Below are 16,932 nucleotides of genomic sequence, written 5' to 3'. Positions count from 1 at the left end.
CATTCCGTGGAGTAATCTCCACGGAATGCGATTTCTGCGCCTTTTTTCAAAGATTTAAGCCCATCCATCGAATCTGGCACGCCCCTTGAATGTGTCTCTTCGGTTGCCCGGCGCTTCGCGCGCTTAAGCAGCAAGGAGAACGGCCTCCGGCGGAGGCGGAATAGGATGGGAAACCAGATGAAAATTGTGATGGCCATTATCAAGCCGTTCAAGCTCGATGAGGTTCGTGAAGCCCTCACTCAAGTTGGCATCCAGGGGCTGACCGTAACCGAAGTGAAGGGCTACGGCCGCCAGAAGGGGCACACCGAAATTTACCGCGGCACCGAATACGCCGTGAGCTTCCTGCCGAAGCTCAAGGTCGAGATCGCCGTGCCGTCGGAGATCGTCGACAAGGCCGTCGACGCAATCGCCTCTGCCGCCAAGACCGGGCAGATCGGCGACGGCAAGATCTTTGTCTATGCGATCGACCATGCCGTTCGCATCCGCACCGGCGAAACCGATTCAGAAGCGTTGTAAACCACGCCGTTCAGGGAGCATTTCTCAAATGTCATCGTTCAAACTTTCCACCTCTCTCGGACGCTTGGGCGCAACAGCTGCCGCCCTGCTTGCGCCGGTCGTCGCCTTCGCCCAGGAGGCGGCCCCTGCCGCCGCCGAGGCCGTTGCGGCAACCCCTGTTCCGGACAAGGGCGACACCACCTGGATGCTGCTGTCGACCATCCTCGTTCTGCTCATGACCGTTCCGGGGCTGGCGCTCTTCTACGGCGGTCTCGTGCGCGCCAAGAACATGCTCTCGGTGCTGATGCAGGTTCTGATGATCACCGCCATCGTCATGATTATCTGGGTGACCTACGGCTATTCGCTGGCTTTCACCGACGGCGGCTCGCTGAATTCCTTCATCGGCGGCTTCTCCAAGATGTTCCTTGCCGGCGTCGACACGACGACGCTCGCGGAAAGCTTCTCGAAAGGCGTCTTCATTCCCGAATACGTCTTCGTAGTATTCCAGATGACCTTCGCCTGTATCACGCCGGCGCTGATCGTCGGCGCTTTCGCCGAGCGCATCCGTTTCTCGGCCGTCGTGCTGTTCGTCGTCCTCTGGGTCACCTTCGTCTACTTCCCGATCGCCCACATGGTGTGGTTCTGGGGCGGCCCGAGCGCCTACACGGCCCCGACCGGCCTGATCTTCTCCTTCGGCGCCATCGACTTTGCCGGAGGCACCGTCGTCCACATCAATGCCGGTATCGCAGGTCTCGTCGGTGCGATCCTGCTCGGCAAGCGCACGGGCTACAAGAAAGAGATCATGGCACCGCATTCCATGACGCTCACGATGGTCGGCGCCTCGCTGCTGTGGGTCGGCTGGTTCGGCTTCAATGCCGGCTCCAACCTCGAAGCCAACGCCTATGCGGCGCTCGCCATGATCAACACCTTCCTCGCAACGGCCGCCGCAATCATCTCCTGGGCCGTGGTTGAAACGCTCGTCCGCGGCAAGGCTTCGATGCTCGGCGCTGCATCGGGTGCCGTTGCCGGTCTCGTCGCCGTCACGCCGGCTGCCGGTTTCGCCGGCCCGATGGGCGCGATCGTGCTCGGCCTCGCCGTCTCGCCGGTCTGCTACTTCTTCGTCGACGTGGTGAAGAACAAGTTCAACTATGACGACAGCCTCGACGTGTTCGGCATCCATGGCGTCGGCGGCATCCTCGGCGCGATCGGAACCGGTATCCTCGTCAACCCGGCGCTGGGCGGCGCAGGCATCGTCGACTATTCGACCGCCGACTTCGCCGCTGGTTATGCCGGCACGGCAACGCAGGTCTGGGCGCAGCTCAAGGGCGTCCTCGTCACCGTCGTCTGGTCCGGCATCGGCTCGGCTATCCTCTTCAAGATAGTCGACGCGCTCGTCGGTCTGCGCGTCTCGGTCGAGGCAGAGCGTGAGGGTCTCGACCTCTCCTCGCACGGCGAAGCCGCCTACCACACGAGCTAAGCGATTGCGCCGCCGCCTGCATGCAGGCGGCGCCGCCGACAGTCCCGTCGCGGTCCGTCTGGTTATTGCGGACCGCCCCTGGCCCGGATCCCCGAGATCCGGGCCTTTTTTGTCCGATGCTCCCCCTTTGTCTGGCGGCCGCGCCAATCGGTATTTTACCGGCACACGCTCATGGTTAATGTCGCATTAACCCTACTCCGCGTAGGTTGATTCCATGGCACGCAATGTGCCCGAAGCATCCCGCTCGCACGCAGCAACCTTCGAAGCTGGGCGTGGTGCTCCGGAATCAAAGTACTGGAACGTCCCCATGGTCTACCCATGAACGCGCGGCGCTCCGAAGGATCGACACGGGCAACAGGCAACATGAGCAGAAGCAATCCCGCAACGCTTGACAGCCGTTCCAACCGGTTCGTGCTGGCCACCTTCGTTTGGCGACAGGTCGCCTCGCTGGCAGGCTTTGCCCTGTTCGGCGCACTGGCGCTCGCCGTCGCGGCGCTCTCGACATGGAACGTGTCCGATCCGAGCTTCTCCTACGCAACCTCGGACGAGCCGACCAATGTGCTCGGCTATGCCGGCGCCGCCTTCGCCGACATCTTCATGCAGTTCTTCGGACTGGCGAGCGTCGTCGCGCTGCTGCCCGCCGTCGCCTGGGCGCTCGTCCTCATCGGCGGCAAACCGTTCGACAAGGTATTCAAACGTCTCGGCTTCTGGTTCATCGGCTCCGCGCTTGCGGGCGCGGCGCTGAGCTGTGTTCCGGCGCCGATTACCTGGCCGCTTCCGAACGGCCTCGGCGGTGTTTTCGGCGACATGATCCTGCGCTTCCCGGCCCTTTTCACCGGCGCCTTCCCGACCGGCACGTTTGCTACCGTTCTCGCCTGCCTTTTCGCCGCCCCGGCTGCCTGGTGCCTGATCTATAGCGCCGGCCTCATCGGTGTCAGCGAGGAGCAAGAGGAAGCCCAGGCGGAGGAAGCCGCGCCGAGCAAGGCCCGCACCGTCGGCGAGGAAATCGAGGATGAGGACGCGGGTGGCCCCTTCACGCTGCTCATGGGCTCGCTTGCCCATATGCGCTTTACGCTTGAGGCCCGCCTGCGCCGCGCCTTCGGCATGAGCGGCACGCGAAGCGCTAAACGCCAATATGACGAACCCTATGATTTCAACAACGACGAATTCGGCACGTTGAACGAACCGGTGCGGCCGAAGCCGCTGGCCTCCACCGACCGTATCGAGCCTTCGCTCGACCGCTCGGAACGCCGCATCGTCACGCCGCCGCCGATCATGGCCGACGACGATGACGATTCGCCCTTCGATCTCGACGACCAGCGCCCCGCCGGCATCCTGCCGGACGACGACTACGACGACGTGGCCGCCGACTGGGCGCCGAAAGCCGCTCCGCCGAAGGCAGCAGCGCTCGCCAAGGCCGGATCCCGCGTCGCGTCGCCCGCGCCACGCCCCAAATCGGGCCAGCGCATCGAACGCGAGGCGCAGCGCTCGTTTGTCGACGACGACGGTGACTTCGTGCTGCCGCCGATGCAATTCCTCGCCGAACCGAAGAACATTGCCCGCGATCCCTCGCTTTCGTCCGACGCGCTCGAACAGAACGCCCGCATGCTCGAAGGCGTGCTCGAGGATTTCGGCGTCAAGGGCGAGATCATCCACGTTCGCCCCGGCCCCGTGGTCACGCTTTACGAACTCGAGCCGGCACCGGGCATCAAATCCTCCCGCGTCATCGGCCTTGCCGACGACATCGCCCGCTCGATGAGCGCGATCGCCGCCCGTGTCGCCGTCGTTCCGGGCCGCAATGCCATCGGCATCGAGCTGCCGAACCAACGCCGCGAAACCGTCTACCTGCGCGAGTTGATCGGCTCGCGCGACTTCGAGACGACCAAGACCAAGCTCGCCATGGCGCTCGGCAAGACGATCGGGGGCGAACCCGTCATCGCCGATCTCGCCAAGATGCCGCACCTGCTCGTCGCCGGCACCACCGGTTCGGGCAAGTCGGTGGCGATCAACACCATGATCCTGTCGCTGCTCTATCGGCTCAGGCCAGATCAGTGCCGCCTGATCATGATTGACCCGAAGATGCTGGAACTCTCCGTCTATGACGGCATCCCGCACCTGCTCTCGCCTGTTGTGACCGATCCGAAGAAGGCCGTCGTCGCGCTGAAATGGACCGTGCGCGAGATGGAAGAGCGCTACAAGAAAATGTCCAAGATCGGTGTCCGCAACATCGACGGCTTCAACACCCGCGTCGAACAGGCGCTCGCCAAGGGCGACGCGATCACCCGCACGGTTCAGACAGGGTTCGACCGCCAGACGGGCGAAGCGATCTACGAGACGGAGGAATTCGATCTCACGCCGCTGCCTTATATCGTCGTGATCATCGACGAGATGGCCGACCTGATGATGGTCGCGGGCAAGGACATCGAAGGCGCCGTCCAGCGGCTCGCCCAGATGGCACGCGCGGCAGGCATTCACGTCATCATGGCGACCCAGCGCCCTTCGGTCGACGTCATCACGGGTACGATCAAGGCGAACTTCCCGACGCGCATCTCCTTCCAGGTCACCTCCAAGATCGACAGCCGCACGATCCTCGGCGAGCAGGGCGCCGAACAATTGCTCGGCATGGGCGACATGCTCTACATGGCCGGTGGCGGGCGCATCCAGCGCGTGCACGGTCCCTTCGTCTCCGACACGGAAGTGGAAGAGGTGGTCGCCTACTTGAAAACCCAGGGCGTGCCACAATATCTCGATGCGATCACCGAAGACGATGGCGACGACGAGGACGGCGGCGGACCGGCCGGCACCTCCAACCTCGCCGATTCCGACGATCCCTACGACCAGGCGGTGGCGATCGTGCTGCGCGACGGCAAGGCCTCGACCTCCTATGTGCAGCGACGCCTCGGTATCGGTTATAATCGTGCCGCCTCGCTGATCGAGCGGATGGAGCAGGAAGGCATCATCGGACCGGCAAACCACGCCGGCAAGCGCGAGATCCTGGTGCCGACCGAGGCGGAAATCACCGGCCGGTAATCCGGCCCTCATCGCCGGCCGCCATGAGGCGCGGCCGGTAACGGTCATTTGAAAACGACGCCTCTTGCGGCATCGGGCAGCGCCTTGAAGGCGCCCCACTTGCTCTTCAAATGATCTTGAAATGAAGGAGACTGCGATGACAGAGACAAAAACCGGCCAGGACCGCAATCGGGCAATCTCGCGGCGCGTCTTCGTTTGCGGCCTGGCGGCTCTCGCGGGCATGGCCGGAACGACGCTCGATGCGAAGCACGCCTCGGCACAGGCCTCTGGTGTCGCCCAGAGGATCGCCGACCATTTTTCGTCAGTGAAGACGATGGCGGGCGAGTTCGTGCAGTTCGGGCCGCGCGGCGAGCAGACGGGCGGCAAATTCTACATCCGCCGTCCCGGACGCATCCGCTTCAATTACGAGGCACCCTCCCCGATGCGGGTGATCGCCGACGGCAAGTCGGTCGTCATCGGCAACATGAAGCTGAAGACCTGGGACATCTACCCGCTTTCGAAGACGCCGCTCAATCTGTTGCTGAGCGAAAGGATCGACCTGACCGGCAGGATGGTGCGTGCCGTCCGGGAGGAGTCCGACCTCATCACCATCGTACTCGGAGACCGCTCTATCTTCGGTGATTCGACCATCACGATGATGTTCGATCCCAAGACCTACGATCTCCGGCAGTGGACGATCACCGATCCCCAGAAGAAGGACACTTCGGTGATGATCTTCAACGTGCGGACCGGAATGCAACTGGACGACAAGGTTTTCCGCATTCCCTATGACGAGGTGCGCAACAAAGGACGCGGCGGCTGATCAGGCAACACGGAAAACGGTGAGAAATGGCCGCCCTCGGGCGGCCTTTTTCTTGACTTGTCGATTGGCCCTAGAACTGCTTAAAACGCCGCGTGTTGCCGGACACTTGCTCTCCCGCCGTCGGCAAAATTCCAAAGGAATGAGGAATGGCCCTTTCCATCGCCACGTGGAACATCAACTCAATTCGTCTGCGGATGCCGCTGGTCGAGCACTTTCTGAAGACATGGCAGCCCGACATCCTGTGCCTGCAGGAAACCAAATGCCCGAACGACCAGTTTCCGTCGTCGCCGCTCAAAAGTCTCGGCTACAAATATATCGAGATGCACGGCCAGAAAGGCTATCACGGCGTGGCGACCGTCTCGCGCCTGCCGCTGCATGAACTCTCCGACCGCCGCGACTATTGCGGCGTTGGCGACGCACGCCATCTTTCGGTGGTCTTCGCCGCCGCCGGCAAGACGATACGGCTGCACAACTTCTATGTGCCGGCCGGTGGCGACGAGCCCGACCGGACGATCAACCCGAAGTTCGGTCACAAGCTCGACTTCGTCGATGAAATGAAGCTCCTGCACGCCGAAGCCGAAGCCGGCGTCTCGTCCATTCTCGTCGGCGATCTCAACATCGCGCCGCTCGAGGACGACGTCTGGTCGCACAGGCAGCTCTTGAAGATCGTCAGCCATACCCCGATCGAGACCGAAGGCCTGATATCGGTGATGACCGGCGGCGCCTGGGTGGACCTGATGCGCCAGCACGTTCCGCCGCCGGAAAAGCTCTACACCTGGTGGAGTTATCGTGCGAAGGATTGGGCGTTGGCCGATCGCGGCCGCCGCCTCGATCACATCTGGTCCTCGGCCGACCTCGCGCCGAAACTGAGCCGCATCGACATCCTGCGCGAGGCACGCGGCTGGGATCGCCCTTCCGACCACGTGCCGGTGATCGCGCATTTCGATCTTTGAACCGGTGCTGCCCTAAGCAAAACGGCCGGCGAGCGCCTCGGCGCGCCGGATCATTGCCTGCAGGTTCTCGCGGATGCGGGCTTCGACGAGCGCCGTCACCTCCGGGTACTCTTCCAGCATTCGGCGAAAAAGCGGGCGGTTGATGCGGATCACTTCGCTGTCTTCGTCGGCGGTCGCGGTGAATTTGCGTTCGACCATCGAAATCAGCGCCAGTTCGGACAGTAGCGCGCCGCGCTCGACCGTGGTCACGTGCTGCGGTCGACCCTCGCCGTCCGCCTTGGAAAGCGTGAAGCTGCCGGTGGCGACGGCAAAGGCACAGTCGGCCGGCGCCCCTTCGCGAAAGAGTTCCTGGCCTTTCGACAAGCGGCGGCGCTCGGCACCGAAGGCAATCAGCCTCAGCTTGTCCTCGCTGATATCGGCGAATAGCGCGACATTGGACAAAAGCGCGATGTCGTCATTGAGTGCCAAAGCGGCAAATCTCCTGGCTCACATTGCAGCGCCGCGCGTCTCGTCAGACGCAAGGATCGCTGTAGCACTTTGAATGACTGCATGTTTCCTTTGATCGGTTGCGATTTAAGACAACATGCAGAAAGAAGCGGGATGCGGAAAGGAAAACCACTTCACGCCTTGCCGCAATCCCGCTTAAGGAACGATCTTGTAGCCGCCGTTCTCTGTCACCAAAATCTCCGCATTGGAAGGGTCGCGTTCGATTTTCTGACGGAGCCGGTAGACATGCGTTTCCAGTGTGTGCGTGGTCACGCCGGAATTGTAGCCCCAGACCTCTTCGAGCAGGACGTCGCGCGTGACCACTTTCTGGTCGGCGCGGTAGAGATAGCGGATGATCGCCGCTTCCTTCTCCGTCAGGCGGATCTTCTGGCCGTTCTCCATCGTCAGCAGTTTCTGGCTCGGCTTGAACGTGTAGGGACCGACGCTGAAGGTGGCGTCCTCGCTCTGCTCGTGCTGGCGAAGCTGAGCGCGAATGCGCGCGAGCAGAACGGCAAAACGAAAGGGCTTCGTAACGTAATCGTTGGCGCCTGCTTCAAGCCCGAGGATGGTGTCCGAATCGGTGTCATGGCCCGTCAGCATGATGATCGGCGCCTTGAAGCCGCCCTTGCGCAGGAGCTTGACCGCCTCGCGGCCATCCATGTCGGGCAGGCCGACATCCATGATCAGGAGGTCGACCTGATGCGCGCGAGCCGCCTGGATCCCCTTGCCGGCGGTCGCCTCTTGCAGAAGGTCGAACTCTTCGTAGAGAGAAAGCTGTTCTACCAATGTTTCGCGCAGGTCATTGTCGTCATCGACAAGGAGAATGGTGCGTGTCGCCATGGGGGACAATTCCTGTTTGCTTCCTGAATCAAAACTAGCTCAAATGCCGCGCTTGGCAAGCCGGCCGCCGTTGAGCGTCGTCATAAATGCAACCATGCCTATGGTTGTCACTAAGTCACGGACAAGGCAAAATTTTGTGAGAATAATGCGCAAGAAAACGTCGGGAGTAAGATCGCCGAAATCCACGATCATCGTCAGAACGGCACCCCGCGACCGCCGGCGCGCGCTTGTCAGTTTCGACGGCAGAACAGAGCAGGCGGCGATCGGCCGTGGCGGCGTGACGGCGGTGAAGCGCGAGGGCGACGGCGCAACGCCGCGTGCATCGATGAAACTGATCGGCGGCTACATGCGTCGCGACCGCATCTCGCTGCCACCGACTTGTCTGCCGATGCGCGCGATCCGCCGCGACATGCTCTGGTGCGACGATCCGAGGCACGCCTCCTATAACCGCCCGGCCAGAGCCCCGCTTACGGCCAGCCACGAGACGATGTTGCGCGACGACGGCCTCTATGATGTCTGCCTGGTCATGGACTGGAACATTTTCTCCAGGCGGCGCAACGCCGGCTCCGCGATCTTCTTCCATCTGATCCGCCCCGGCTACGAGCCGACGCAGGGCTGCGTCGCCGTCAGCCTGCCGGCGATGAAGCGGCTGATCCGGCACATGCGCCGGGGAACGGTCGTGAAGGTGGTGTAGAAATCACAGCGCCGCGCGCCCAATCGGACGCGTGAAGATCGCTGCAGAGACGGCTCATCACGTTCCGTCGTCCAGTATGCGCGGTGTCACGAACTGAACGAGCCGGCCCGTGCCGGGCGCTATCTCCGACCATTGCTCGACGGTGAAGTCGATGACGGCGAGCCCGGCCGTCGGAAACTTCTCGTGCAGGCGCGCCAACGCCGCCTCGTCTCCGCCGCCGGCGAGGAGGAGTGCAAGCTCCGCCATGCCCGGATTGTGCCCGACGAGCATAAGCTTCTCGACCGCCGGTTCTACCTTGCGGATCACATCGATCATGGCCTTGGCGGCGACGTCATAGATGGCGACAGCGTCGCGGGCGTCAACCTTGTGCGGAAACGCCTCGGCGACGAGCTCCCAGGTCTCCTGGGCGCGTCGGGCGGTCGAAACGAGCGCGAGATCCGGGATCAACTCCTGCAGCGCCATGAATGCGCCGATTGCCGGCGCCGCCTTCCGACCGCGGCCGGCAAGCGGGCGGCGATGGTCGGCAACTCCCCCCGGCCAGGCGGATTTGCCGTGGCGGAGCAACATGAGACGGCGTGTCGGGGGTCTGGCGTCGTCAGGCATGGGGCGTTCCTCATCTGTCGGCCAATCGTTTCATTCTCGCACCGTCGCGCGCAAAAAAAAAGGCCGCCCCGAGGGGCGGCCATAGACGCCGGAAAGCTCGAACCGGCTTACTTCCACTCGCGAATATCGATGAAGTGCCCAGCAACCGCCGCGGCCGCGGCCATGGCCGGGGAGACCAGATGCGTGCGCCCCTTGAAGCCTTGGCGGCCTTCGAAGTTGCGGTTCGATGTCGAGGCGCAACGCTCGCCCGGCTTCAACCGGTCGTCGTTCATCGCAAGGCACATGGAGCAGCCGGGTTCGCGCCAGTCGAAGCCCGCTTCCTTGAAGATCCTGTCGAGCCCCTCGGCTTCCGCCTGTTCCTTGACGAGACCGGAGCCCGGCACGATCATCGCGGAAACGGTCGGGGCGACCTTCCGCCCTTCGACGACCTTCGCGACAGCGCGCAGGTCCTCGATGCGGCCGTTGGTGCACGAGCCGATGAAGACCCGGTCGATCGCGATGTCGGTGATCTTCGTGCCCGGCTTCAGGCCCATATAGTCGAGCGCACGCCATTTCGAAGCGCGCTTCGTCTCGTCCTGGATTTCATCCGGGTTCGGAACGATGCCCTGCACCGAGACCACGTCTTCCGGCGAGGAACCCCAGGAAACGATCGGCGGCAGGTTGGCAGCGTCGAGCACGACGACGCGGTCATAGTGGGCGCCCTCGTCCGTATGCAGCGTCTTCCAGTATTCGAGCGCCATGTCCCAGGCCCTGCCCTTCGGTGCGCGCGGCCGGTCCTTGATATAGGCGAAGGTCGTTTCGTCCGGCGCGATCAGGCCGGCGCGTGCGCCGCCTTCGATCGTCATGTTGCAGATCGTCATGCGGCCTTCCATCGAGAGCGAACGGATGGCTTCCCCGGCGAACTCGATGACATGGCCGGTGCCGCCGGCCGTGCCGATTTCGCCGATGATCGCGAGGATGATGTCCTTGGCGGTGACGCCCGGCGGCAGTTGGCCGTCGACGCGCACCAGCATATTCTTGGCCTTCTTCTGGATCAGCGTCTGCGTCGCCAGGACATGCTCGACCTCAGAGGTGCCGATACCGTGCGCCAGCGCGCCGAAGGCGCCGTGTGTCGAGGTATGGCTGTCGCCGCAGACGATCGTCATGCCCGGCAGGGTGAAGCCCTGTTCAGGACCGACGATATGGACGATGCCCTGGCGCTTGTCGTTCTCGGAATAATATTCGACGCCGAAATCAGCGGCGTTCCTGGCGAGCGCCTCGACCTGGATGCGGCTTTCCTCGTTCTTGATGCCGAGGTGCCGATCGGGCGACGTCGGGACGTTATGGTCGACGACAGCGAGCGTCTTTTCCGGCGCGCGGACCTTGCGGCCGGCCATGCGCAGGCCCTCGAAGGCCTGCGGGCTCGTCACCTCGTGGACGAGGTGACGATCGATGTAGAGAAGACAGGTGCCGTCCTCCTGGCTGTTGACCAGGTGATCGTCCCAGATCTTGTCATAGAGGGTACGCGGTGCGCTCATGGCAGTATGTCCATTTGAATTTTCAGAATATGGGAAAGGCCGGCAGCAGCGCGGCCGGAAAAACTGATCGAACGATCAGGATAGGCGGCTGGTGAGCGCGCCGGAAACCCGCGCGAAAAAGCGTGCCGGCAGACGCTTGTGGTCCTGCAGCACGACGATTTTCTGTTCGCGACATCCGAATTTGGATTCCATGGCCGTGCTCATATCAATTTTTTGACTGTTCGGCAATTGGCGAGATGCGGAGCGACTCCGCAAACCACCCATTCCAACGAAGACGACAACCTATCGCGGTGCCTCCGCCCGCCGCAGCCGCCGCTCGAGCGCCCGGAGCGCCAGCGACAGGCCAATCGTCAGGATGAGATAGACATAGGCGACGATGGAATAGGTCTCGAAGAAGCGGAAAGAGCCCGAGGCATAGATCTTGCCCATCTGGGTGATATCGGCGACGCCGAGCACCGAGACCAGCGAGGAATCCTTGACCATCGCCACGAAGTCGTTACCGAGCGGCGGCAGGATGATGCGGATCGCCTGCGGGAAGACGACGAGGCGAAAGCGCTGGTAGCGCGAAAGCCCAAGCGCCTTCGCCGCCTCCACCTGTCCCTTGTCGACCGACTGGATGCCGGCGCGAAAGACCTCGGCGATGAAGGCCGAATAGCCGATCATCAAGGCGATGATCGCCCGCCACATCAGCGAGATGTCGCGAACGACGACCGGCTCCATCCAGCCGGCCGAGATGAAGGGCGCAGCCGCGAAGTTCGCGACGACCACCAGCGCCGGCGCGCCGACGAAGGCGATGTAGAAGAGCAGAACGAGGATCGGCACGCCACGGATCACCTCGGTATAGAAGCGCGCGGTCTGGCGCAGCGCGACATGTTCCGAAAGCACCATCAATGCCACTCCGAGGCCAAGCACCGTCGCCAGCGCAAAACCCATCAGCGTCACGAAAACGGTGACGCCGATGCCTTTGAGGACGACGTTGAAAACCTGGGAAAAGATGTCGTTGGTTGCAATAACCGTGGCGAGCGCCACGGCGATGACGAGAAGGGCGACCAGCCACCAGGGATAGTCGCCCTTCTGGGACCTGTCGGACGGCTGCAAGGGCGCCATAGTAATTCCCATAAGTTCGAGCGGGGATGCGGGCGGAAAACCGCACACACTTTTCCTCATCCCTGCTCAGGCGATCAGCCGCCCATCTTGTAGTCGAGGAACCACTTCTTGTTCAGCGCATCGAGAGTGCCGTCCTCCTTCAGCGCCTTGATGGCAGCATTGATCGGGGCGACGAGATCGGAGCCCTTCGGGAAGATGAAGCCGAAATCCTCGGTGCCGAGCGGCTCGCCGACGACCTTGAGCTTGCCTTCCGAAGAATCGACATAGCCCTTCGCGGCCACGCTGTCGGTCAGCACAAGGTCGACGTCGCCGGCCTTCAAGGCCTGCACCGTCGCGCCAAAGGTCTCGAACAGCTTGATGCGCGGGTTCTGCTCGTTGCCGTCAAGGATCTCATAGACCGCCGTGTAGAACGGCGAAGTGCCGGGCTGGGCGCCGATCAGTGCATCCTCGACTGCGGCGAAGCTCTTGGCGTCCTTGAAGCGGGTTTCGTCGCCACGCACCAGCATGAACTGCTGCGAGCGCATATAAGGGTCGGAGAAGTCGACCTTTTCCTTGCGGTCGTCCTTGATGGTGATGCCGGTCATGCCGATCTGGTACTGGCCATCGGAGACTGCCTGAATCATCGCGTCCCAACTGGTGTTCTGGTATTCGACCTTGAAGTTCAGCCGCTTGGCGATCTCGTTCATCGCATCATACTCCCATCCGACGGCCTGGCCGGTCTTCGGATCGACGAATTGCAGCGGCGGATAGGCATTCTCGGTGACGACGACAACCGTCTTGCCGCCGAGATCCGGCAGATCGCTCGCGACGGCGGGCGCGGAGAATGCGAATGGAACGGCGAGGGCTGCGGCGATACCCGCAAGCACATGGCGACGGCATGTCATTGGAGAAGCTCCCGAAAATTGTGGCGACAGAAAATGTCACAAATTTCACCGGGAAGACAAGCAGATAGATCACAATGATTTGGGATCGACGCAAAATCATTGCCATCCGATTTTGAAGATCGAGGGGTGCGGGTTGAAAGCCGCTTTTCCGGGATCCCGCTTCAGAGCGCCGCGCGTGCATGAACGCGCCAAGGACGCTCTGGCGACAAAAAAGAAAGGCGGCCCCGAGGCCGCCTTTCTGCAAATCCTAGGATTTGAAATCTTATTCTGCGGCGTTTTCCGCTGCCTTTGCCTCGGCAGCTTCGGCTGCTGCCTTTGCTTCGGCGGCTTCCGCTGCTGCCTTCTCGGCGGCAAGCGCCTGGGCGGCCGCAACCTTTTCAGCCTCGATGCGTGCCTTTTCGTCGGCAACGGCCTGGCGCTCGGCTTCGTTCAGCTTGCGGGCGCGCGTGCCGGTGTTCTCGACGATACGGGCCGACTTGCCGCGACGATCACGCAGATAGTAGAGCTTGGCGCGACGAACCTTACCGCGGCGGACCACTTCGACGCTCTCTACGAGCGGAGAATAAACCGGGAATACGCGCTCGACGCCTTCGCCGTAGGAGATCTTGCGAACGGTGAAGCTCTCGTTGATGCCGCCGCCGGAACGGGCGATGCAGACGCCTTCATAGGCCTGGACGCGGGTACGGTTGCCTTCGACAACACGGACGTTGACGCGGACGGTGTCGCCGGCGGAGAAATCGGGAAGGGTGCGCTTTGCGGCGATCTTGGCGGCCTGTTCGGCTTCCAGCTGCTGGATGATGTTCATCGGTCTAACCTTTGCGTTCTTCTGAAACAGCCAGAGCGCTCTCGATCAGCCCGTTGGATTTCCCTTCAAGCTTTGCCGTACTTATGGCAGGAGCGGATTCGCCATTCTTTGTTGGTGGTCGACGGGCAAAGAACCCGAACCGGGGCGGCACATACACCAAACGATCTGCCTTGTCATCCCCGAAAGCGGATTTTCCGGGCGCTTGCCGCCTCAGAAACGGCATTTTATCAGAATTGCCTGAAATTCCAGGCATTGGACACACTTTCGGCGACGGGCTTGCGGTCGATTTCGCCAGCGGCTATCCCGGTGTCCACGCGGTTCGGGGATAGCCATGACGATCGTCCAAGCTCTTCTGCTTTTTGTTTCGGGTTTCCTTTCCGGTGTCGTCAACGCCATCGCAGGCGGCGGCACCTTTCTGACCTTCGGCGCCATGACACTTGGCGGCCTGCCGCCGATCGTTGCCAACGCCACCTCGTCGATCATCCAGTTTCCCGGCTACATCACCTCGGCGCTAGCCTATGCCAAGGAAATCCGCGCGGACCGGCGGAACGCAATCGTCCTTGGCATCATTTCGGCGATCGGCGGACTTGCGGGCGCGCTGCTCCTGCTTTCGCTCTCCAACCCGTCCTTCCGAGCGATGGTTCCCTGGTTGCTGATCGCCGCGACGGTGATCTTCGCGGCCGGCCCTCTGCTGAAACCCAAGGCGCGCAGCGACGAACACCGAATCGGTCCCCTCGGTGTCGCCAGCCAGATGGTGACCTCCGTCTATGGCGGTTTCTTCGGCGCCGGCATGGGCATCATGATGCTGGCGGTGCTGGGGCTCGCGACCGGCGGCGGCTACCATCGGCTGAATGCGCTGAAGAACTTCATCTCGATCGTCATTGCCGCAATCGCAATCGCTGTCTTTACCGCAGGCGGGGTCGTCTCCTGGCTGCACGCGGCGATCATGGTTCCGGGTGCGGCCCTTGGCGGCTATTCGGGCGTCTGGGCGGCGCGCCGCGTTCCCCAGGCGATCATTCGGGCGCTCGTCGTCGCGGTCGGGTTGCTGCTCGCCGCCTATTATTTCTTCACCGGCTGACCGACAGCGCGCACTGCTGCAGCGTCCTAGCGCGCCTTGTCAGACGCGCGGCGCTGTAGAAGATCCGGCCGGCGCTCCGCCGTCAATTTCCGGGCCTCGGCCTCGCGCCACTTGGCGATGGCGCCGTGGTTTCCGGAGGTGAGCACGGCTGGAATTTCGTGGCCTTCAAAGACCTGCGGCCGCGTGTAATGCGGATGCTCGAGAAGCCCGTCTTCGAAGCTTTCGTGCAGGCCCGATAGTTCGTTGCCCATCACGCCGGGAAGGATGCGCACGACGGCATCGAGCAGCACGAGCGCCGCAGGCTCGCCGCCGGAGAGAATGTAGTCGCCGAGCGACACTTCCTCGAGATTGCGGGTGTCGATGACCCGCTGATCGACCCCCTCGAAACGCCCGCAGACAATGACGACGCCGGGACCGCCAGCGAGTTCCCGCACGCGATCCTGCGTCAACGGCCGACCACGCGGGCTCATCAGTAATCGCGGACGACCATCGTCAGCGGAAACTCCATCGATCGCGCGTGCCAGCACGTCGGGCTTCAGCACCATGCCGGCGCCGCCGCCGGCCGGCGTGTCGTCGACGGTCCGGTGCTTGTCCTCGGCGAAATCACGAATCTGCACGGGCTCGATCGACCACTGCCCGCGTTCCAGTGCTTTGCCGGCGAGCGAAACGCCAAGATGTCCGGGAAACATTTCCGGATAGAGCGTCAGAACCGTCGCGCGAAAGGACATCGCCGAACTGCTCACTTGTTCTTTTTTGGGAACGGATTGCCGGCGCCGTCGTCCTTGGCGTCGAGAAGGCCGGCCGCAACTGGATCGACCAGCAGTCTGCCCGCCTCGAGATCGATTTCGAGCACCGACCATTCGGTAAAGGGGATCAGCACCGGCCGCCGGCCCGGCCCCTTCAGTTCCAAGAGGTCACCGGCACCGAAGTCGAAGACACCGGTTACCGAGCCGTAGCTCCGGCCGGTTCCGTCAACCGCTTCCAAGCCTTCGAGATCGGCGTAGAAGAACTCGTCCTCGTCGAGATCGTCGTCGGGAAGATTGTCGCGCTCGATGAAGAGTTCGAGCCCGTTGAGGGCTTCGGCGGCGGTCCGGTCGTTGATGCCGCGAAAGCGCACCACGACCATGTTCTTGGCCTCGCGGATCTCGAGCACCTCGAAGACGCGCCCGTCTGCGCTGTGCAGGTTGCCGTAGTCGCCGAGCGCGATCGGATCAGCGGTATAGGATTTCGCACGCACTTCGCCGCGCAGGCCCTGGGCCGCACCGATCGTCGCCACCAGGACTGGATTTTCAAGTTTACTCATGGTCTGCATCCATTTCCGATTTCGGGGCGCGGTCCGGATTCCGTGTGCACATAAAGCAAAACGGGCGGCATGAAAATGCCACCCGTTTGCCACACCGTTTTGACGGATATTATTCCGCGGCTGCTTCGGCAGCGGCTGCGGCTGCTTCTTCGGCACGCTGCTTGGCTTCGGCGGCACGCTCCTGTGCCTTCTTGCCGGGCTGTGCCTTGTTCGGGTTGTTACGGGCCGGGCGCTTGGCAAGACCAGCCTGGTCGAGGAAGCGCAGGACGCGGTCGGTCGGCTGCGCGCCCTGGGCGATCCAGTGGTTCACGCGCTCAGCGTCGAGCTCGACGCGCTTTTCGTCATCCTTGCCGAGCATCGGGTTCCAGGAACCGAGCTTCTCGAGGAAGCGGCCGTCACGCGGGCTGCGCGCATCGGCGACGACGATCTGGTAGTAGGGGCGCTTCTTGGAACCACCACGGGCGAGACGAATTTTCAGTGCCATTTCAATTACTCCTTGCAGGCTTCTTTTGACCGCTTCTTTCAAGCGGAATGGGTTGCGCCGGCGTTGCTCGCGGGCTGCGAGCGATCGGCGGCGATGGCTTCATGATGCCGGATGACTTCCTTGATGATGAAGTTCAGGAACTTCTCGGCGAAATCCGGGTCCAGATTGGCATCCTTCGCCAGACGGCGGAGGCGTTCGATCTGGTATTCCTCGCGCGCCGGATCCGCCGGCGGCAATTGATGCTTGGCCTTGAGAACGCCGACCGCCTTGGTGCAGCGGAAACGTTCGGCCAGCATGTGGACGAGCGCGGCATCGATATTGTCGATCGACTGCCGGTAGCCCGCCAATTCCTCTCTGATCTCGGGATCAACCAT

At 62.6% G+C, this 16,932-nt stretch carries 18 protein-coding genes; 7 read left to right on the top strand and 11 right to left on the bottom strand.

The window, feature by feature from the left end; translation table 11 throughout:
• Positions 1-165: 165 nt before the first annotated feature.
• From ILFOPFJJ_RS01080 to ILFOPFJJ_RS01060, 5 genes are all read left to right on the top strand, one after another.
• The gene (locus ILFOPFJJ_RS01080) at positions 166-516 is read left to right on the top strand and encodes a P-II family nitrogen regulator (protein WP_167528132.1); all 351 of its coding nucleotides are present in this window, start codon (positions 166-168) and stop codon (positions 514-516) included.
• A gap of 28 nt (positions 517-544) precedes the next feature.
• Positions 545-1,972, top strand: coding sequence for an ammonium transporter (locus ILFOPFJJ_RS01075; protein ID WP_173508744.1), 1,428 nt, complete (start codon positions 545-547; stop codon positions 1,970-1,972).
• A gap of 363 nt (positions 1,973-2,335) precedes the next feature.
• On the top strand, positions 2,336-5,002 hold the full coding sequence (locus ILFOPFJJ_RS01070) for an FtsK/SpoIIIE family DNA translocase (RefSeq protein WP_173508743.1): 2,667 nt from the start codon (positions 2,336-2,338) through the stop codon (positions 5,000-5,002).
• A gap of 136 nt (positions 5,003-5,138) precedes the next feature.
• A complete protein-coding gene (locus ILFOPFJJ_RS01065; RefSeq protein WP_173508742.1) occupies positions 5,139-5,804 on the top strand; it encodes an outer membrane lipoprotein carrier protein LolA in 666 nt (221 codons plus the stop codon).
• Between the two features lie 146 nt (positions 5,805-5,950).
• Positions 5,951-6,757 carry an exodeoxyribonuclease III gene (locus ILFOPFJJ_RS01060; protein WP_173508741.1) on the top strand — a complete coding sequence of 269 codons (807 nt, stop codon included), beginning with the start codon at positions 5,951-5,953 and terminating at the stop codon, positions 6,755-6,757.
• 12 nt (positions 6,758-6,769) lie between these two features.
• Here the strand turns inward: ILFOPFJJ_RS01060 and ILFOPFJJ_RS01055 are convergent, their stop codons facing one another.
• Both ILFOPFJJ_RS01055 and ILFOPFJJ_RS01050 read right to left on the bottom strand, forming a co-directional pair.
• Positions 6,770-7,225 (bottom strand): cyclic nucleotide-binding domain-containing protein, encoded by a 456-nt coding sequence (locus tag ILFOPFJJ_RS01055; protein WP_173508740.1) that lies wholly within the window; start codon positions 7,223-7,225, stop codon positions 6,770-6,772.
• Positions 7,226-7,399: 174 nt separating this feature from the next.
• The gene (locus ILFOPFJJ_RS01050; RefSeq protein ID WP_173508739.1) at positions 7,400-8,083 is read right to left on the bottom strand and encodes a response regulator transcription factor; all 684 of its coding nucleotides are present in this window, start codon (positions 8,081-8,083) and stop codon (positions 7,400-7,402) included.
• 145 nt (positions 8,084-8,228) lie between these two features.
• On the opposite strand from ILFOPFJJ_RS01050, the gene ILFOPFJJ_RS01045 reads away from it, so the two are divergent.
• Positions 8,229-8,777 (top strand): L,D-transpeptidase family protein, encoded by a 549-nt coding sequence (locus tag ILFOPFJJ_RS01045; RefSeq protein WP_173508738.1) that lies wholly within the window; start codon positions 8,229-8,231, stop codon positions 8,775-8,777.
• A 57-nt stretch (positions 8,778-8,834) separates the two neighbouring features.
• On the opposite strand, the gene ILFOPFJJ_RS01040 is transcribed toward ILFOPFJJ_RS01045, so the two are convergent.
• The 5 genes from ILFOPFJJ_RS01040 to rplS form a co-directional block, all read right to left on the bottom strand.
• Positions 8,835-9,380, bottom strand: coding sequence for a SixA phosphatase family protein (locus ILFOPFJJ_RS01040; RefSeq protein ID WP_173508737.1), 546 nt, complete (start codon positions 9,378-9,380; stop codon positions 8,835-8,837).
• Positions 9,381-9,487: 107 nt separating this feature from the next.
• Complete coding sequence (gene leuC, locus ILFOPFJJ_RS01035; RefSeq protein WP_173508736.1) at positions 9,488-10,897, bottom strand: 3-isopropylmalate dehydratase large subunit; 1,410 nt, start codon at positions 10,895-10,897, stop codon at positions 9,488-9,490.
• Positions 10,898-11,179: 282 nt separating this feature from the next.
• Positions 11,180-12,004, bottom strand: a complete 825-nt coding sequence (locus tag ILFOPFJJ_RS01030) for an amino acid ABC transporter permease (RefSeq protein WP_173508735.1) — start codon at positions 12,002-12,004, stop codon at positions 11,180-11,182.
• A 74-nt stretch (positions 12,005-12,078) separates the two neighbouring features.
• Positions 12,079-12,888, bottom strand: coding sequence for a basic amino acid ABC transporter substrate-binding protein (locus tag ILFOPFJJ_RS01025; RefSeq protein ID WP_173508734.1), 810 nt, complete (start codon positions 12,886-12,888; stop codon positions 12,079-12,081).
• A 262-nt stretch (positions 12,889-13,150) separates the two neighbouring features.
• Positions 13,151-13,693 carry a 50S ribosomal protein L19 gene (gene rplS / locus ILFOPFJJ_RS01020; protein ID WP_173508733.1) on the bottom strand — a complete coding sequence of 181 codons (543 nt, stop codon included), beginning with the start codon at positions 13,691-13,693 and terminating at the stop codon, positions 13,151-13,153.
• Between the two features lie 331 nt (positions 13,694-14,024).
• Here rplS and ILFOPFJJ_RS01015 point away from each other — a divergent pair, with 331 nt between their 5' ends.
• The gene (locus ILFOPFJJ_RS01015; protein WP_173508732.1) at positions 14,025-14,771 is read left to right on the top strand and encodes a sulfite exporter TauE/SafE family protein; all 747 of its coding nucleotides are present in this window, start codon (positions 14,025-14,027) and stop codon (positions 14,769-14,771) included.
• A gap of 26 nt (positions 14,772-14,797) precedes the next feature.
• On the opposite strand, the gene trmD is transcribed toward ILFOPFJJ_RS01015, so the two are convergent.
• From trmD to ILFOPFJJ_RS00995, 4 genes are all read right to left on the bottom strand, one after another.
• Positions 14,798-15,499: a tRNA (guanosine(37)-N1)-methyltransferase TrmD gene (gene trmD / locus ILFOPFJJ_RS01010; protein WP_173508731.1), complete on the bottom strand. Its 702-nt coding sequence runs from the start codon at positions 15,497-15,499 to the stop codon at positions 14,798-14,800.
• Positions 15,500-15,510: 11 nt separating this feature from the next.
• Positions 15,511-16,074: a ribosome maturation factor RimM gene (rimM, locus tag ILFOPFJJ_RS01005; RefSeq protein ID WP_173508730.1), complete on the bottom strand. Its 564-nt coding sequence runs from the start codon at positions 16,072-16,074 to the stop codon at positions 15,511-15,513.
• Positions 16,075-16,183: 109 nt separating this feature from the next.
• Positions 16,184-16,558, bottom strand: coding sequence for a 30S ribosomal protein S16 (gene rpsP, locus ILFOPFJJ_RS01000; RefSeq protein ID WP_173508729.1), 375 nt, complete (start codon positions 16,556-16,558; stop codon positions 16,184-16,186).
• A gap of 38 nt (positions 16,559-16,596) precedes the next feature.
• On the bottom strand, positions 16,597-16,932 hold the full coding sequence (locus ILFOPFJJ_RS00995) for a chorismate mutase (protein ID WP_173508728.1): 336 nt from the start codon (positions 16,930-16,932) through the stop codon (positions 16,597-16,599).

It is taken from the genome of Sinorhizobium psoraleae, from assembly GCF_013283645.1.
GTDB lineage: Bacteria > Pseudomonadota > Alphaproteobacteria > Rhizobiales > Rhizobiaceae > Sinorhizobium > Sinorhizobium psoraleae.
This window is presented reverse-complemented; position numbering and strand designations above follow the sequence as displayed.

Coding starts and splice junctions, on each gene's coding strand:
- ILFOPFJJ_RS01075 (WP_173508744.1), top strand. CDS start 545: ATGTCATCGTTCAAACTTTCCACCTCTCTCGGACGCTTGGGCGCAACA.
- ILFOPFJJ_RS01045 (WP_173508738.1), top strand. CDS start 8,229: ATGCGCAAGAAAACGTCGGGAGTAAGATCGCCGAAATCCACGATCATC.
- ILFOPFJJ_RS00995 (WP_173508728.1), bottom strand. CDS start 16,932: ATGGTTGATCCCGAGATCAGAGAGGAATTGGCGGGCTACCGGCAGTCG.
- ILFOPFJJ_RS01060 (WP_173508741.1), top strand. CDS start 5,951: ATGGCCCTTTCCATCGCCACGTGGAACATCAACTCAATTCGTCTGCGG.
- ILFOPFJJ_RS01025 (WP_173508734.1), bottom strand. CDS start 12,888: ATGACATGCCGTCGCCATGTGCTTGCGGGTATCGCCGCAGCCCTCGCC.
- ILFOPFJJ_RS01070 (WP_173508743.1), top strand. CDS start 2,336: ATGAGCAGAAGCAATCCCGCAACGCTTGACAGCCGTTCCAACCGGTTC.
- ILFOPFJJ_RS01030 (WP_173508735.1), bottom strand. CDS start 12,004: ATGGCGCCCTTGCAGCCGTCCGACAGGTCCCAGAAGGGCGACTATCCC.
- trmD (WP_173508731.1), bottom strand. CDS start 15,499: ATGTCCTTTCGCGCGACGGTTCTGACGCTCTATCCGGAAATGTTTCCC.
- rpsP (WP_173508729.1), bottom strand. CDS start 16,558: ATGGCACTGAAAATTCGTCTCGCCCGTGGTGGTTCCAAGAAGCGCCCC.
- rplS (WP_173508733.1), bottom strand. CDS start 13,693: ATGAACATCATCCAGCAGCTGGAAGCCGAACAGGCCGCCAAGATCGCC.
- ILFOPFJJ_RS01080 (WP_167528132.1), top strand. CDS start 166: ATGGGAAACCAGATGAAAATTGTGATGGCCATTATCAAGCCGTTCAAG.
- ILFOPFJJ_RS01040 (WP_173508737.1), bottom strand. CDS start 9,380: ATGCCTGACGACGCCAGACCCCCGACACGCCGTCTCATGTTGCTCCGC.
- rimM (WP_173508730.1), bottom strand. CDS start 16,074: ATGAGTAAACTTGAAAATCCAGTCCTGGTGGCGACGATCGGTGCGGCC.
- ILFOPFJJ_RS01065 (WP_173508742.1), top strand. CDS start 5,139: ATGACAGAGACAAAAACCGGCCAGGACCGCAATCGGGCAATCTCGCGG.
- ILFOPFJJ_RS01015 (WP_173508732.1), top strand. CDS start 14,025: ATGACGATCGTCCAAGCTCTTCTGCTTTTTGTTTCGGGTTTCCTTTCC.
- leuC (WP_173508736.1), bottom strand. CDS start 10,897: ATGAGCGCACCGCGTACCCTCTATGACAAGATCTGGGACGATCACCTG.
- ILFOPFJJ_RS01050 (WP_173508739.1), bottom strand. CDS start 8,083: ATGGCGACACGCACCATTCTCCTTGTCGATGACGACAATGACCTGCGC.